Raw genomic sequence first — 13,907 nt, forward strand, 5'->3', positions numbered from 1 at the left:
GTTAGGACGACCGGGCCGGGTCAGGCCGGCCCTGACCGTCCCCACTGTGGACAACCGGCCTCCTGTGGACAACGCCCTGATCATGCCCACGATGTGCTATCGGCGGTACTACTGCCCCAGGTCGGGTCCGTGCCGCCGTACCCGGCCGAGGCGGTGCCGCTGGTCAGGGCGGGCCCGCGACATTCGGTCGGGGCGGTGCCGCTACCTCAGGCCCTAGGCGATGCTGCGACATCCGGTCGTCGATGCACAGTGAGCACCCCGTCCAGGGTCCCGACTAGCAACTGCCCGGCAGAGCCCGCCGGACCGGGGACCGCCCGACCAGGAGCCGCCCGACCGGGGAGCGCCGGTGCAGGAGGGCGGCAGCTCAGGTGGTCGGGGTGGCCGGTCGTCGGTGGATGACGACGCAGGCCAGACCGGGGCCGACATGGGCGGCGACGGCCGCACCGGCCTCGGTCAGGTACGTGTCGTGCAGCTGGTCACCCAGTCGGGCGGTCAGCGCCTCCAGCAGGAGTTCGGCGCGTTGCGGGGCGGCGAGATGGTGCACGGCGAGATCCACCGCGGTGTCGTCGGCCGCCTCGACGGCCAGATCGACGAGTCGGGCCGCCCCTCGGCTGGCGGTACGCACCTTGTCCTTGAGCACGATGCCGCCGTCGGAGACGTGCAGGATCGGCTTGACCGACAGGGCCGTACCGAGCAGCGCCTCAGCCGCGTTGATCCGGCCGCCCCGGCGCAGCAGTTCCAGGGTGTCGACATAGAAGAAGGTGCTGGTGCGACCGGCCGCCTCGACGGCAGCGGCGCGTACCCCCGCCAGGTCCGCGCCCTGGGCGGCGGCCCGGGAGGCGGCGAGGGTCGGGAAGCCGAGCCCCATGCCGCAGGAGCGGCTGTCCACCACGGTCACCCGGCCGCCGAACTGCGCCGCCGCCAACTCGGCGGCCTCGACCGTGCCGGAGAGCCCGGCCGACAGGTGCACCGAGACGACCCCCTGCGCGCCGGCCTCCAGCAGGCTGCCGTAGGTCTGGACGAACTGTTCGGGCGACGGTCGGGAGGTGCTCACCGAGACCCGCCGGGCGCTCAGGGCCCGGGTGGCGTCGGCCGGGAAGACCTCCACTCCCTCCAGTCCTTCGACACCGTTGAGCACCACGGTCAGCGGCACGACGGTCAACCGGTACGCCGGCACCAGTTCGGGCGGAAGGTAGGTGGTGGAGTCGGTCACGACCGCGACGGGCATGTCCGGCACGGTAGCGGATCGGGCCGGTCGGCCGTCCAACCGGTTCAGGGCCGGGACGGCGGCGCCACCTCGTCAGACCGGCTCGGCCGACCCCAGCGCGGCGGTCACCTTGATCGGGCCGACGTTGTAGGACCGCAGGCGCCAACCCCGGTCGTCCTCACGGCGCAGGTCGGTCCAGTGGCAGTTGCGCAGCGGACCGATGGTGCGCAGCACCGTGTGGTCCCAGCCCAACAGCTGCCCGCAGCCCTGCCGCGCCGCCCCGCCGTGGGTGGCGACGACGATGGTGCCCCCGGGCATCTCGTCGGCGATCTCGTGCAGGGCGGTACCGATCCGTTTGCCCAGCTCGTCCAGGGGTTCGACATCCGCGCCGGGATCCGGGTCCCCGGCCCGCCAGCGGGCGTACTCCTCGGGGAACCGTTCGGCGACCTCGGTGAGCAGCAGGCCCTGCCACTGGCCGAAGTAGCGTTCCCGCAGCCGGGCGTCGGAACGCACCGGCAGGCCGGTGAGCGCGGCCAGCGCGGCGGCGGTGTCCGCGGCCCGGCTCAGGTCACTGGTGACGATGGCGTCCGGGTTCAGCGCGGCCAGCAGGGGGGCGGCCTCGCGTGCCTGCTCCCGGCCGAGATCGTTGAGGGGTACCTCGGTCTGCCCCTGGACCTTGTTGGCGGCGTTCCAGTCGGTGTTGCCGTGCCGCCAGATGATCAGCCGGGTCACTCGCCCGATCCGGCGCCGGCCTCGGCCCGAGCCAGGTCCCGGTCGACGAACGGGATGGTCGGGCAGTCCTTCCAGAGCCGGTCCAGGGCGTAGAACTCGCGCTCCTCGGTGTGCTGGACGTGCACCACGATGTCGACGTAGTCGAGCAGCACCCAGCGTCCACCGCGCTCGCCCTCGCGACGCACCGGCTTCGCCTTCTCCGGCAGGTCGAGCAGGGCTTCCTCGATGGCGTCGACGATGGCCAGCACCTGCCGCTCGTTCGACGCGGCGGCGAGCACGAACGCGTCCGTGATGGCGAGCTGGTCGCCCACGTCGATGATGACGATGTCCTGAGCCTTCTTGTCGGCCGCGGCCTGGGCGGCGGTGATCGCCAGCTCGTAAGCGCGCTCGGAAACTGTCACCGTTCTCCTTCGATCAACCGTGCGATACCCAAGCCTCTCACACGACCCGCCGGTGCGACCTGTCGGTTTCGCCCCGGAAACGGCATCATCCGCACCATAAGGGGACTGATCACCCCTGATAGAGACGCCGTTTGGCGATGTACTGCACCACACCGTCCGGCACCAGATACCAGACCGGCTCACCGCGGGCCACCCGGGCCCGGCAGTCGGTGGAGGATATCGCCATCGCCGGCACCTGCACCAGGCTGACCGTGTCGGCGGGCAGGTGGGCGTCGGACAACGCGAAACCCGGTCGGGTGACCCCGATGAAGTGGGCGAGTTCGAAGATCTCGTCCAGGTTCTTCCAGCTCAGGATGCGCTCCAGGGCGTCCGCGCCGGTGATGAAGAACAGCTGGGCCTTGGGGCCGTACAGGGCGTGCAGATCCCGCAGGGTGTCGACCGTGTAGGTGGGCCCCCCTCGGTCGATGTCCACCCGGCTGACCTGGAAGCGCGGGTTGGAGGCGGTGGCCACCACGGTCATCAGGTAACGATCCTCGGCCGGGCTGACCGGGAGATCCTCCTTCTGCCACGGCTGACCGGTCGGCACGAAGACCACTTCGTCGAGCCCGAACCGGTCCGCGACCTCACTGGCCGCCACCAGGTGCCCGTGATGGATCGGGTCGAAGGTGCCGCCCATGATCCCGATCCGCCGGTTGTCTTGCGTCACCCCATGATCGTAGTCCGAATCCGGCCCCATCTCGGGCCCGGCCTGACGGACAGCGCTCGACCCACCACGGGGGTCAGGCATTCGTGGCGGCCAAAGCCGTCCGCGCCACCAGGGCACGCCGCAGGTCGTCGTCGGCGTCGATGAGCACCCGGCGCAGCCCGGGGGTCAGGTCGTCGCGGGCCAGCAGCGCCGCGGCCGCCTCCCGGGTGGTCTGCGCCACGGCGTACCGGGGGAAGGCCAGGTGGGCCACCTCCTCGGCCACCCAGGGGGTACGCAGCCGGGCGGCGGTCGGCATGTCGGCGAAATAGCGCGGTACGTAGTCCGCAGTCAACTCCCCCTGCTCGGGCTGCCAGAAGCCGGCTGCGGTCGCCTCGACCAGCCGGTTGGACAACTCCGTGTTAGCCACGATGATCTCCCAGGCGGCCCGCTTGGCGGCCGGATCGGCCACGGCGGCGCGGCACCGGGCGGCGCGTTCCGCACCGGCGGCGCTCGGGTCGGCCGCCGCCTCCGCCTCGATCTCGGCCCCGCCCGCCATCCCCAGGGTCACCAGCCGACCGAGGATCGCCCAACGCAGCTCGGTGTCGACCGCCAGGCCCTGCGGCACCTCCCGACCGTCCAGCCAGCCGGTCAGCAGGGCGGCGTCGGAGGTCGCGGCGATCAGACCCCGGGCCGCCGCCAACTGCGCGGAACTCCCGGCGGCGGCGCCGTCGAGCATCTGGCGGCAGGTCTTGTCGATCACCGCCAGGGCGGTCTGCCGCATGGACGGATCGAGGTAGCGGTCGACGAGGGAACGGCTCATGGCCAGCACATCCTCGGCGATGATCACCTCGGTCTCGGTGGGCAGCACCGCCCCGATCAGCTCCACCACCGCCATGACCGGCCGTTCGCCGTCGATGGCCGCGCCCAGCGCCTCGCCCCACAGCAGGGCGCGGGGCAGGGGGTCGGCCAACCGGGGCAACAGCAGGGACACCGCCTCGACGGAGGCGGGATCCAGACGGATCTTGGCGAAGGTCAGGTCACCGTCGTTGGGCAGCAGGACGGCCGAGGCCGGCTCACCGGTCAACCCGGCCAGCACGGTGCGGCCACCATCGGTCCGCGGATCCAGGTCGACCTCGATCCGGTCGGCGCCGCCGTCGACGGCGTACCGGCCCACCCCGATGCGGTGCGGGCGCAGCACCGGATGGGTCGCCGGGGCGGTCTGGGTGAGGGCCACCTCCCGGTAGCGGCCCTCGGGGTCCAGGGCCACCTCGACCCGCAGGGTGTTGACCTGGGCGGTACGCAGCCACACCTGGGCCCAACCGGCCAGGTCCCGCCCGCTCGCCGAGCCGAGACTGGCGAGCAGATCGGTCAGGGTGGCGTTGCCGAACCGGTGCCGGGAGAAGTAGTCGTTCAGCCCGGTCAGGAAGGCCTCGTCGCCGAGCCAGGCCACCAGTTGCCGCAGCACGCTGGCACCCTTGGCGTATGAGATGCCGTCGAAGTTGAGCAAGGCCTCGGCGGCGTCGGGCACCTGCTCGGGAGCCACCGGGTGAGTGGAGGGGCGCTGGTCGGCGGCGTACCCGCCGGCCTTACGGCGCAGCGCGAAGGTCGTCCAGGCCTGGTCGAACCGGGTCGCCTCGGCGGTGACCCGGGTGCCGAGGTATTCCGCGAACGACTCGTTGAGCCACAGGTCCTCCCACCACCGCATGGTGACCAGGTCACCGAACCACATGTGGGCCATCTCGTGGGCGATGGTGGTGGCCCGCGACTCGCGCTGAGTGTCCGTGACGGCCGACCGGAAGATGTAGTCGTCGCGGAAGGTGACCAGCCCCGGATTCTCCATCGCCCCGGCGTTGAACTCCGGCACGAAGGCCTGGTCGTACTTGCCGAAGGGATAGCGCTCGGCGAACAGCTGATGGAAGCGGTCCAGGCACTGCTTGGTGACGGTGAAGATCTCCTCGGCGTCGGCGTCCAGGTGCTCGGCCAGGGAACGCCGGCAGTAGATGCCGAGGGGAACACCCTCATGCTCGTCCCGGCGCAGGTGCCAGGGCCCGGCGATCAGGGTGAACAGGTAGGTCGAGATCGGCAGGGTGGGGGCGAACTCCCACCGCCCCGGAGCCGGCCTGGCCGCCACCTCGGCGTTGGCCGCTACCGTCCAGTGCGGCGGTGCGGTGACCGACAGGGTCACCGGAGCCTTCAGGTCCGGCTGGTCGAAGGCGGCGAAGATGCGCTGCACCTCGTCCAGGAAGGACATCGCGTAGAGGTAGGTCTCACCGTCGGCGGGGTCGACGAAACGGTGCACCCCCTCCCCGGTGTTGGTGTACGCCATCTCCGCCTCGACGGTCAGGGTGTTCTCCTCGACCAGCCCGGTCAGGGGCAGCCGGTTGTCCGTCAGCGCGGCCGGGTCCAGGTCGACGCCGTTGAGGCGTACCGCCAGCAGGGTGGCGGGTTTGACCTCGACGAAGGTCTCCGTGCCGGTGGCGGTGAACCGGATGGTGACCAGCGACCGGAACCGTTCGTCGCCGGTGGTCAGGTCGAGGTCCACGTGATACGACACGACGGCGATCGACGCGCCACGCGCGGTCGACTCTGCACGGCTCAGGCTCGGCATCCGCTTATCCTGCCGGATGGGGTCGCCAGCGGGCGTCCCCATTTACCCCCGACGCTGGAGGACTGGACCATGACAACGCACCCCAAGGGCGACTTCGACCTCTCCCGGGCGGTCTGGCAGCGGGCCGAAGGGGACAACTCCGAGGCCGCCGTGGAGGTCGCCTTCGTCGACGACCTGATCGGCATGCGCAACTCCGCCGAGCCGGACGGCCCGGTGCTGGTGTTCACCCAGGCCGAGTGGGACGCCTTCGTCGCGGGCGCCCAGGACGGTGAGTTCGACCTCGACTGATCGACCGTCGCCCCGGTCGGCGGGACCCACCCCGCCGTGCCGGACCGGGGCGAACCCTCAGCCGACATCGCCGTCACCCCAGCCCAGGCCACCGGGCCCCGGGGCGTGATGGAACCCCGGATGACCGGCGACATCGACGCAGCGCTCACCATCGGGGCCGAGGGCCCCGCAGAACAGCCGCTCGGCCTGCCGCCAGTCGCCGGCCGGGGACACCGCGGAGGCACCGAGGGCCACCTCGGGCCGCAGAAGGCTGAGGGCCTCGGCGTATCCGACGGCCGTCTCCCGCGCGGCGGCCAGATCGGCGGCGGTGAAGCCGAGATGCGCGGTGTAGCAGCGATCCGGAACCAGCCGCCGGGCAGAGGTGATCAGTGGCGGGTCGCCACCCCCATGCAAGGCCCCGGTCATCCACCGCCGCCAGGGTGCCGGCCTGTTGTCCTGCATACGTCCCTCCCCCGCGTGCCCGCCGGCTCATCCGCCGCACCCCGCACGCCGAGTGCGCGGCCTTCGGGGCCGACGGCGGGCGCGGTGCGCGCCGCCCGGATGGGCGGCGTCGCCGACGCTTGACGCAGTCAACCAGGAACGCCGCCTGCCGGGAGGGGCCAGCTGGCCCACGCACCGCGCCCGCCGACCGGGCGGGTGTCAGGCCGGGTGCAACACCGTACGCAGACACCCCTCCTGCTTCTTCTCGAAGATCTCGTAGCCCCGCGCACCCTGCTCCAGCGACATCGGATGGGTGGCCAGGTAGGCGGGGTCGATCTCGCCGGCGGCCAGCCGCTCCAGCAGCATCGATGTACCGCTGCTACCCCGAGGGTGGCCGGGGAACGACATCGCAGACAGCCGGCTTGATTGGTCGTTTCGCTGCGCGAGCACGGCCGGACCACGACAATTGGGGATCAACGGGCCAGCGAGATCGCCATGCGCGTGCGCGCCTCGCGCCCTCGGCCGCGGGCGTATCCAGATCCACAGGGGTGACATCAATGGCGCATCAGGCAGACCGCGGTCGGCCGGACCGCACCCGCGTCCAACTCGCCGCCCTGATCGTGGCCGCCCTGTTCCTGGTCCTCGGGGTGGCCGGGTTCATTCCCGGCATCACCACCGGATACGGCGACATGACCTTCGCCGGGCACCACTCGGGGGCGAAGCTGCTCGGCGTGTTCCAGGTGTCGATCCTGCACAACCTGCTGCACCTGGGCTTCGGTCTGATCGGGCTGGTGGCGGCCCGCCGACTGGCCGGCGCACGGATCTTCCTCACCGCAGGCGGGGCGGTCTACCTGGCCCTGTGGCTGTACGGGTGGGCGATCGAGGACGACAGCGCGGCCAACTTCATTCCGGTCAACGGTGCCGACGACTTCCTGCACCTGGCGCTCGGCTTCGGCATGCTCGCCCTGGGCCTGCTGCTGTCCAACAACCGTGGTACCGGCGGTCGACTCGACAATCCCCTCGACCGGCCCTGACCGCCGGACGACCTGGCGCGCACCGTATCGCCGAAACGGCGGGGTACCCAGCGGTGGGAAACCGCCGTTTCGGCGAAACGGAGTCGATCAGCGACGCAGGCCGGCGGCAATGGCCGCACCTGGTGGGACTACTCGGCGTGGTCCGGCTCGGGCAGGGCCTCGGGCTCCGACGAAGGCTCCGGGGAAGACTCCACCTCGTCGGCGGGGCGCTGCCGGCGGGCCTTCCGGGCCGCCAACCGCTCGGCCGCGCTGGCCCTGGTCGTCTTCTCCTCCAGCCGCACGTCCCGGCCCCGGGCCCCGGGTACGAACTCCGCGCCCGCGTAGAGGGTCGGCTGCCAGTCGAACTCGCGCTCCCCGATGCGCACCAGGTCACCCGGCTGGGCACCCGCCTTGGCCAACTGGTCCTCGACCCCGAGCCGGGCCAGCCGGTCGGCGAGGAAGCCCACCGCCTCGTCGTTGTCGAAGTTCGTCTGACGCACCCACCGCTCGGGGCGGACCCCCCGCACGGTGTACGAGCCGTCCGGTTCCGCCTCGATGGTGAAGCCGGCGTCGTCGACCGCCCTCGGCCGGAGCACGACGCGGGTCGGTTCGGCCGGTGGTGTCGCCGCCCGGGCCTGCTGCACCAGCTCCGCCATCGCGTAGGTGAACTCCTTGAGCCCTTCCCGAGTGGCTGCGGAGATCTCGAAGACCCGCAGGCCCCGCGCCTGGAGGTCGGGCCGGACGATCTCGGCCAGGTCGCGCCCGTCGGGCACGTCGATCTTGTTCAGGGCGACCAGCCGGGGCCGGTCGGCCAGGCCTCCGTAGGCCGCCAGCTCCGCCTCGATGGTGTCGATGTCGGCGAGCGGGTCCCGACCGGGCTCCAGGGTGGCGGTGTCGATGACGTGCACCAGCACGGCGCAGCGCTCGATGTGCCGGAGGAACTCCAGGCCGAGGCCCTTGCCGGTGGCCGCCCCGGGGATCAGGCCGGGCACGTCGGCCACGGTGAAGGTGTGGTTGTCGACCCGGACCACCCCGAGGTTGGGCACCAGGGTGGTGAAGGGGTAGTCGGCGATCTTCGGCTTGGCCGCGGAGATCACCGAGATCAGCGACGACTTCCCGGCCGAGGGGAAACCCACCAGACCGACATCGGCGACGCTCTTGAGTTCCAGCACCACATCCAGCTGCTCACCCGGCTCGCCCAGTTCGGCGAAGCCGGGGGCCTTCCGGCGGGCGTTGGCCAGCGAGGCGTTGCCCCGGCCGCCACGACCGCCCCGGGCCACCTCGAAGGTGGTACCGGCACCGACCATGTCGGCGAGCACGGTGCCGTCGAGGGTCTGCACGACCGTCCCGTTGGGGACCGTGATCACCAGGTCCGCGCCGTTGGCGCCGTCCCGGTTGGAGCCGGCACCCCCGCGGCCGTTCTGCGCCTTGATGTGCGGGCGGAAGTGGAAGTCGAGCAGCGTGTGCACCTGCGGGTCGACCACCAGGGAGACGCTGCCGCCGTGCCCGCCGTTACCCCCGTCGGGGCCGCCGAACGGCTTGAACTTCTCCCGGTGGATCGAGACACAGCCGTGCCCGCCGTCGCCGGCCTGCAGGTGCAGGACGACCCGGTCAACGAACGTAGTCACGCCGCAATCCTTCCAGCGAGGAGCACCCCCGCGTCTGACGAAAAGGCGAAGCGGGCCGGGACATCCAGGTCCACGGCCCGCTCCTGCCGAACAACTGCTACTGCGGCACGATGCTGACGGTCTTGCGACCGCGCTTGCTGCCGAACTGGACCGCACCGGCGGACAGCGCGAAGAGCGTGTCGTCGCTGCCACGGCCGACCAGGTCACCGGGGTGGAACTTGGTGCCACGCTGCCGGACGATGATCTCGCCCGCGCTGACGACCTGACCACCGAAGCGCTTCACGCCGAGCCGCTGGGCCGCGGAGTCCCGGCCGTTACGCGAGCTAGACGCACCCTTTTTGTGAGCCATCTTGAGACGACCTACTTCCCGCTGGAGATGCCGGTCACCTTGACCTGGGTCAGCGGCTGGCGGTGACCCTGGCGCTTGTGGTAGCCGGTCTTGTTCTTGAACTTGTGGATCCGGATCTTCGGGCCCTTGGTGTGTGCGGCGATCTCGCCGGACACCTCGACCTGCGCGAGCTTGGCCGCGTCGGTCACCAGGTCGTCACCGTCGACGAGGAGCACCGCGGCAAGCTTCACCGCGTCGCCGGGGGCACCGACGAGCTTCTCGACCTCGATCACGTCGCCTTCGGCGACCTTGTACTGCTTGCCGCCGGTCTTGACGATCGCGTACATCGGAGGCGCACTCCCTGTCGTTGAGGCTGCTAGCGTCTTTTCCCACCGTTGCCGGTCGGTCGTCCCCACGGCGGCTCGCCGGGTAGCAGAGGCACGGCGGCGCGGGCACGCGGGAACTCGGCACACAAGGGTGCGCCGCAGGCAAGCGTACGCCATGGTGGCCCCGCCTCCCAAACCGCCCCCACCCGAGCCCCGCGAGGGCCCGGGGTCGTACCCCGCAGCCCCTCCGATGGGGAGGGGCTGCGGGTACTGCTCCGATCAGGGTCGGGTACGCCGTCGGGTGCCGGCCCGGCGGGAACGGCGGCGGCCGGAACCGCCCTCGTCCTCGTCCTCCTCGGCCAGCGCGTCCGGGTCGTCCGGGGCGGCCAGCCGGGCCGACTCGCCCTGCTGACTGTCGGCGACCTCCGGCGCGGCCGGGGTCTCGGTCTCGTACCGCGACAGGTCGTAGCCCATGGTGTCGTAGTCCATGTCGGCGCTGCTCGTGGTGTCGGTCTCGGCGACCTCCACCACGGTCCGTTCGGCCGCAGCGCTCTTGCGGGCCCGACGCCGGGCGGAGGCGGTCGGCTGCTCCGTCGTCGGCGCAGTCGCCGAGGCGACCGCCTTGACCTTCTCCGCCCCACCGGAGCGGGGCTTCTCCGGCACCGGCTCGGTGTGAATGATCAGGCCACGGCCCTTGCAGCAGTCGCAGGTCTCGCTGAACGCCTCCAGCAGACCGGCACCGATCCGCTTACGGGTCATCTGCACCAGGCCCAGCGAGGTGATCTCGGTGACCTGGTGCTTGGTGCGGTCCCGGCCCAGGCACTCGGTCAGCCGACGCAGCACCAGTTCCCGGTTCGACTCCAGCACCATGTCGATGAAGTCGATCACCACGATGCCGCCGATGTCGCGCAGCCGCAGCTGGCGGACGATCTCCTCGGCCGCCTCCAGGTTGTTGCGGGTGACGGTCTCCTCCAGGTTGCCGCCCGCACCGGTGTACTTACCGGTGTTGACGTCCACCACGGTCATCGCCTCGGTCCGGTCGATGACCAGGTGGCCCCCGGAGGGCAGGAAGACCTTGCGGTCGAGCCCCTTGAGGATCTGCTCGTCGATGCGGTACTCCGCGAAGACGTCCGTGGTGCCCACGTGCCGGCGCAGCCGGGCCAGCAGGTCCGGCGATACATGCGACAGGTACGACTCGACCATGTCGTACGACTGGTCGCCCTCGATCACCAGCTCGCGGAAGTCCTCGTTGAACAGGTCCCGGACCACCCGGATGACCAGGTCCGGCTCCTCGTAGAGCAGCACCGGGGCCCCGCCCTCGGCGGCCTTGGCCTGAATGTCCTCCCACTGCGCCTGGAGCCGCTTGACGTCACGGGCCAACTCGTCCTCGCTGGCCCCCTCGGCCGCGGTCCGGACGATCACCCCGGCACCGTCGGGCACCAACTTCTTCAGCGCGTCACGCAGGCGCTTGCGCTCGGTGTCCGGCAGCTTGCGGCTGATCCCGGAGGCGTTGCCGCCGGGCACGTACACCAGGTGCCGCCCGGAGAGCGCGACATGGCTGGTCAGCCGGGCGCCCTTGTGCCCGATCGGGTCCTTGGTCACCTGCACCAGCACCGAGTCGCCGGACTTGAGGGCCTGCTCGATCGAGCGGGCCCGACCCTCCAGGCCGCTGGTGTCCCAGTTGACCTCGCCGGCGTACAGCACCGCGTTGCGGCCCCGGCCGATGTCGACGAACGCCGCCTCCATGCTGGGCAGCACGTTCTGCACCTTGCCGAGGTAGACGTTGCCGGCCATGGTGCCGGCGGAGCTGCGGGTGACGTAGTGCTCGACGAGCACGCCGTCCTCCAGCACCGCGATCTGGGTGCGGTCGCCGCGCTGCCGGACCGCCATCACCCGGTCGACGGCTTCCCGGCGGGCCAGGAACTCGGACTCGCTGAGGATAGGCGGGCGGGTACGGCGCTGCTCACGACCGTCCCGGCGGCGTTGCCGCTTGGCCTCCAGCCGGGTCGAGCCGGAGACCCCCTGCACCTCGTCGACCGTACGACGGGGCTCCCTGATCTTCACCACGGTCGGCACGCCGTCGTCGGCGGCCCCCTCGGTGTCACCGGCACCCCGCCGACGCCGCCGCCGACGGCGACGGGTCAACCCGTCACCCTCGGTGTCCTCGCCGCCCTCGTCCGTGTCGGTCTCGGCCTCGGCCTCGGCCTCGGTCTCCTCCGCCTCGGCCGCGACGACCTCCTCGGCCTCCTCGGCCTCGCCGTCCTCGGCCTCCTCCGCGCCGCCCTTGCCGCGTCCCCGGCCCCGGCGACCACGCCGACGGCGACGCCGTCCGGCGGCGCTCTCCTCGTCGTCCTCGTCCTCGGCGGCCTCCTCGGCCTCCGCGGCGGGCTCCTCCTCGACCTCGGCCGTCACCACCGGCTCGGCCTCCCGGCGGCCACGACGACGGCGACGGGCGGGCTCCACCGGCTCCTCGACGACCTCTTCCTCGGCGGCCAGAGCGGCCGCGGCGGCGACCCGGGCGGCCGTGATCTCCTCCGGGGCCATGAACAACACCGTCGGCGCGGTGAGCGCGGCCCGACGCCGACGCGACCGCGGCTCCGGCTCCGCAGGCGGCTCCGCCTCCGGCAGCGCCGGTACCACCGGCACCGCCTTCGGGCTCGGCGCCGGTTCGCCGGCTGCTTCCGTGGCCGGCGGCGTCGGCTCGACCTCTTCGGCAGGCTCCTCAGCCGGTACGGGGGCACCCTCGGTCGAGATCGCCACGGCTGCGAAGTCGGCCCCGGCGACGGGCTCGACCGCTACCACCGGCTCCTCGGCCGTCAGTTCCTCGACCACCGGCGGCTCCGCCGGGGTCTCGACCGCCGCAGGGGTGGCCTTCCGACGCCGGGTACGGGTCACCTTGACCGGCGGTACGACATCGGCGGCGGTCGCCTCGACCTCGGCCGCGGCCAACGGCTCCTCGGTGCTCTTGGCCGCCGGGGTGGCCTTCCGGCGTCGCCGGGTGGTCTTGGGGGCGGGGTCCAGGTCACCGGAGACCGGCGCCAGGACCTCCGCCTGGGGGGCTTCCCCGCTGCCCACCGCCGGGGTGCTCGACGCCTGCACCGGAGCGTCGACCTGTTCGGGCTGGCTGGCCGGGGTGGCTCGCCGTCGGGTGGCCCGCCGTCGGGGCGGTGCCGCCTCCTCGGGGGGCGCGCCGGTCAGGTCGGCCGCACCGCTCACCGTGCCGGGGGCCTGCTCCGGCGGAGTGTCACCCGGCCCGGCGTCGCGCGCCGCGTCGACGGTGGTGGGCTCGGCGGCCGGGTTCGCACCGGTCTGTTCGCCGCCCTCGGGCTCGTTCTCGAGCATGGACGTTCTCCAGTTCTGGCTTCCCCGGGCGCGGGTGAGCGCTGCCACGCAGGGATGCCGCAAAAGGTGTTTCCCCGGGCGCACGGGGTGCGCGACCGGCGAAGTCTGCCTGCCTGGGCGCCGACCGTCGGTCAGCGTCCGCCGATGGTTGCCCCGTCGCGGTCCGCGTCCAGCGGATCCACGATCGCCCCCTGCGCGGTCAGCGTGCCCTGAGCCAGTCGGATCACCTTCGGGGCAACCGGCGGCTCCAGGCCGGCCACCACGCGGAGGCCGGAAAGGACGTCATCGGGTCGTACGGACGGGGTGACCTGCCGTACAACCAGTTCGAGTATCGCACACGGTACGGCTGATGCCCCGGAAGGCGTCGCCGACGGGGCGCTCACATCGATGGCGATGACTGCGGCCCGCGCATCGAAGGTACGCCGCCCCTGCTTGGTCATCCGCTCCACCTGCACCTGCTCGGCGGCGGTGAAGGCGGCCACGGCCTTGGCGAGCACCTCGGGATCCACCTGCGGCAGCTCGATGCGCCACCGGGAGGCCTCGATCCGGTCGGGCAGCCCGCTGCCGGTGGCCACCACGGCGTCGAGCACGTCCAGGCCGGGCGAGAGGGCGGCGTCCAACGCCGTACGCAGGGCCTCCGGGTCGACCGGCTCACGCAGGCCGATCTCCAGGTACTCGGCCTCGCTGGCCACCCCGGTCGGCGCCGCGCTGGCGTACGAGATCTTGGGGTGTGGGGTGAAGCCCTGCGAGAAGGCCACCGGCACCCCGGCACGACGCAACGCCCGCTCGAACGCCCGGGCGAAGTCCCGGTGCGAGGTGAACCGCAACGGGCCCCGCTTGGCGTACCGGATCCGCACACGCTGGACGACCGGCGCCTGGCCGCCCTCGGGCTGTGGTCTCTTACTGATCTTCATGCTCCTCGCTGGCGG

14 protein-coding genes are annotated in these 13,907 nt (G+C 72.0%); 2 read left to right on the forward strand and 12 right to left on the reverse strand.

Annotated features, from left to right (window positions below):
* Positions 1-364 precede the first annotated feature (364 nt).
* From ACGFIK_RS24945 to pepN, 5 genes are all read right to left on the reverse strand, one after another.
* Complete coding sequence (locus tag ACGFIK_RS24945) at positions 365-1,228, reverse strand: DegV family protein (RefSeq protein ID WP_393341566.1); 864 nt, start codon at positions 1,226-1,228, stop codon at positions 365-367.
* A 72-nt stretch (positions 1,229-1,300) separates the two neighbouring features.
* Positions 1,301-1,939, reverse strand: a complete 639-nt coding sequence (locus ACGFIK_RS24950; RefSeq protein ID WP_393341568.1) for a histidine phosphatase family protein — start codon at positions 1,937-1,939, stop codon at positions 1,301-1,303.
* The gene (gene rsfS / locus ACGFIK_RS24955; RefSeq protein ID WP_327024508.1) at positions 1,936-2,340 is read right to left on the reverse strand and encodes a ribosome silencing factor; all 405 of its coding nucleotides are present in this window, start codon (positions 2,338-2,340) and stop codon (positions 1,936-1,938) included. The genes ACGFIK_RS24950 and rsfS overlap by 4 nt, the downstream gene beginning before the upstream one ends.
* A 109-nt stretch (positions 2,341-2,449) precedes the next feature.
* Entirely contained in the window at positions 2,450-3,046 is a 597-nt protein-coding gene (gene nadD / locus ACGFIK_RS24960; RefSeq protein ID WP_327024507.1) for a nicotinate-nucleotide adenylyltransferase, read from the reverse strand.
* Positions 3,047-3,119: 73 nt separating this feature from the next.
* A complete protein-coding gene (pepN, locus tag ACGFIK_RS24965) occupies positions 3,120-5,633 on the reverse strand; it encodes an aminopeptidase N (RefSeq protein ID WP_393341571.1) in 2,514 nt (837 codons plus the stop codon).
* A gap of 69 nt (positions 5,634-5,702) precedes the next feature.
* Here pepN and ACGFIK_RS24970 point away from each other — a divergent pair, with 69 nt between their 5' ends.
* Positions 5,703-5,921 (forward strand): DUF397 domain-containing protein, encoded by a 219-nt coding sequence (locus ACGFIK_RS24970; protein ID WP_357531615.1) that lies wholly within the window; start codon positions 5,703-5,705, stop codon positions 5,919-5,921.
* Positions 5,922-5,978: 57 nt separating this feature from the next.
* Here the strand turns inward: ACGFIK_RS24970 and ACGFIK_RS24975 are convergent, their stop codons facing one another.
* Entirely contained in the window at positions 5,979-6,362 is a 384-nt protein-coding gene (locus ACGFIK_RS24975) for a hypothetical protein (RefSeq protein WP_327024505.1), read from the reverse strand.
* Positions 6,363-6,560: 198 nt separating this feature from the next.
* Positions 6,561-6,707 (reverse strand): hypothetical protein, encoded by a 147-nt coding sequence (locus ACGFIK_RS24980; RefSeq protein WP_327024504.1) that lies wholly within the window; start codon positions 6,705-6,707, stop codon positions 6,561-6,563.
* 191 nt (positions 6,708-6,898) lie between these two features.
* On the opposite strand from ACGFIK_RS24980, the gene ACGFIK_RS24985 reads away from it, so the two are divergent.
* Positions 6,899-7,375 carry a DUF4383 domain-containing protein gene (locus tag ACGFIK_RS24985; RefSeq protein ID WP_327024503.1) on the forward strand — a complete coding sequence of 159 codons (477 nt, stop codon included), beginning with the start codon at positions 6,899-6,901 and terminating at the stop codon, positions 7,373-7,375.
* A gap of 128 nt (positions 7,376-7,503) precedes the next feature.
* On the opposite strand, the gene obgE is transcribed toward ACGFIK_RS24985, so the two are convergent.
* The 5 genes from obgE to ACGFIK_RS25010 form a co-directional block, all read right to left on the reverse strand.
* On the reverse strand, positions 7,504-8,982 hold the full coding sequence (gene obgE, locus ACGFIK_RS24990) for a GTPase ObgE (RefSeq protein ID WP_393341575.1): 1,479 nt from the start codon (positions 8,980-8,982) through the stop codon (positions 7,504-7,506).
* Positions 8,983-9,079: 97 nt separating this feature from the next.
* Complete coding sequence (gene rpmA, locus ACGFIK_RS24995) at positions 9,080-9,331, reverse strand: 50S ribosomal protein L27 (RefSeq protein ID WP_327024501.1); 252 nt, start codon at positions 9,329-9,331, stop codon at positions 9,080-9,082.
* Between the two features lie 11 nt (positions 9,332-9,342).
* The gene (rplU, locus tag ACGFIK_RS25000) at positions 9,343-9,657 is read right to left on the reverse strand and encodes a 50S ribosomal protein L21 (RefSeq protein WP_013735422.1); all 315 of its coding nucleotides are present in this window, start codon (positions 9,655-9,657) and stop codon (positions 9,343-9,345) included.
* Between the two features lie 258 nt (positions 9,658-9,915).
* Positions 9,916-12,978 (reverse strand): Rne/Rng family ribonuclease, encoded by a 3,063-nt coding sequence (locus ACGFIK_RS25005; protein WP_327024500.1) that lies wholly within the window; start codon positions 12,976-12,978, stop codon positions 9,916-9,918.
* Between the two features lie 131 nt (positions 12,979-13,109).
* Positions 13,110-13,892 carry a TIGR03936 family radical SAM-associated protein gene (locus ACGFIK_RS25010; RefSeq protein ID WP_327024499.1) on the reverse strand — a complete coding sequence of 261 codons (783 nt, stop codon included), beginning with the start codon at positions 13,890-13,892 and terminating at the stop codon, positions 13,110-13,112.
* Positions 13,893-13,907 lie beyond the last annotated feature (15 nt).

The sequence above is a fragment of the Micromonospora sp. NPDC048871 genome, assembly GCF_043198155.1.
Classification (GTDB): domain Bacteria; phylum Actinomycetota; class Actinomycetes; order Mycobacteriales; family Micromonosporaceae; genus Micromonospora.

Coding starts and splice junctions, on each gene's coding strand:
- ACGFIK_RS24945 (WP_393341566.1), bottom strand. CDS start 1,228: ATGCCCGTCGCGGTCGTGACCGACTCCACCACCTACCTTCCGCCCGAA.
- pepN (WP_393341571.1), bottom strand. CDS start 5,633: ATGCCGAGCCTGAGCCGTGCAGAGTCGACCGCGCGTGGCGCGTCGATC.
- ACGFIK_RS24970 (WP_357531615.1), top strand. CDS start 5,703: ATGACAACGCACCCCAAGGGCGACTTCGACCTCTCCCGGGCGGTCTGG.
- ACGFIK_RS24975 (WP_327024505.1), bottom strand. CDS start 6,362: ATGCAGGACAACAGGCCGGCACCCTGGCGGCGGTGGATGACCGGGGCC.
- ACGFIK_RS24980 (WP_327024504.1), bottom strand. CDS start 6,707: ATGCTGCTGGAGCGGCTGGCCGCCGGCGAGATCGACCCCGCCTACCTG.
- ACGFIK_RS24985 (WP_327024503.1), top strand. CDS start 6,899: ATGGCGCATCAGGCAGACCGCGGTCGGCCGGACCGCACCCGCGTCCAA.
- rpmA (WP_327024501.1), bottom strand. CDS start 9,331: ATGGCTCACAAAAAGGGTGCGTCTAGCTCGCGTAACGGCCGGGACTCC.
- rplU (WP_013735422.1), bottom strand. CDS start 9,657: ATGTACGCGATCGTCAAGACCGGCGGCAAGCAGTACAAGGTCGCCGAA.
- ACGFIK_RS25005 (WP_327024500.1), bottom strand. CDS start 12,978: ATGCTCGAGAACGAGCCCGAGGGCGGCGAACAGACCGGTGCGAACCCG.
- ACGFIK_RS25010 (WP_327024499.1), bottom strand. CDS start 13,892: ATGAAGATCAGTAAGAGACCACAGCCCGAGGGCGGCCAGGCGCCGGTC.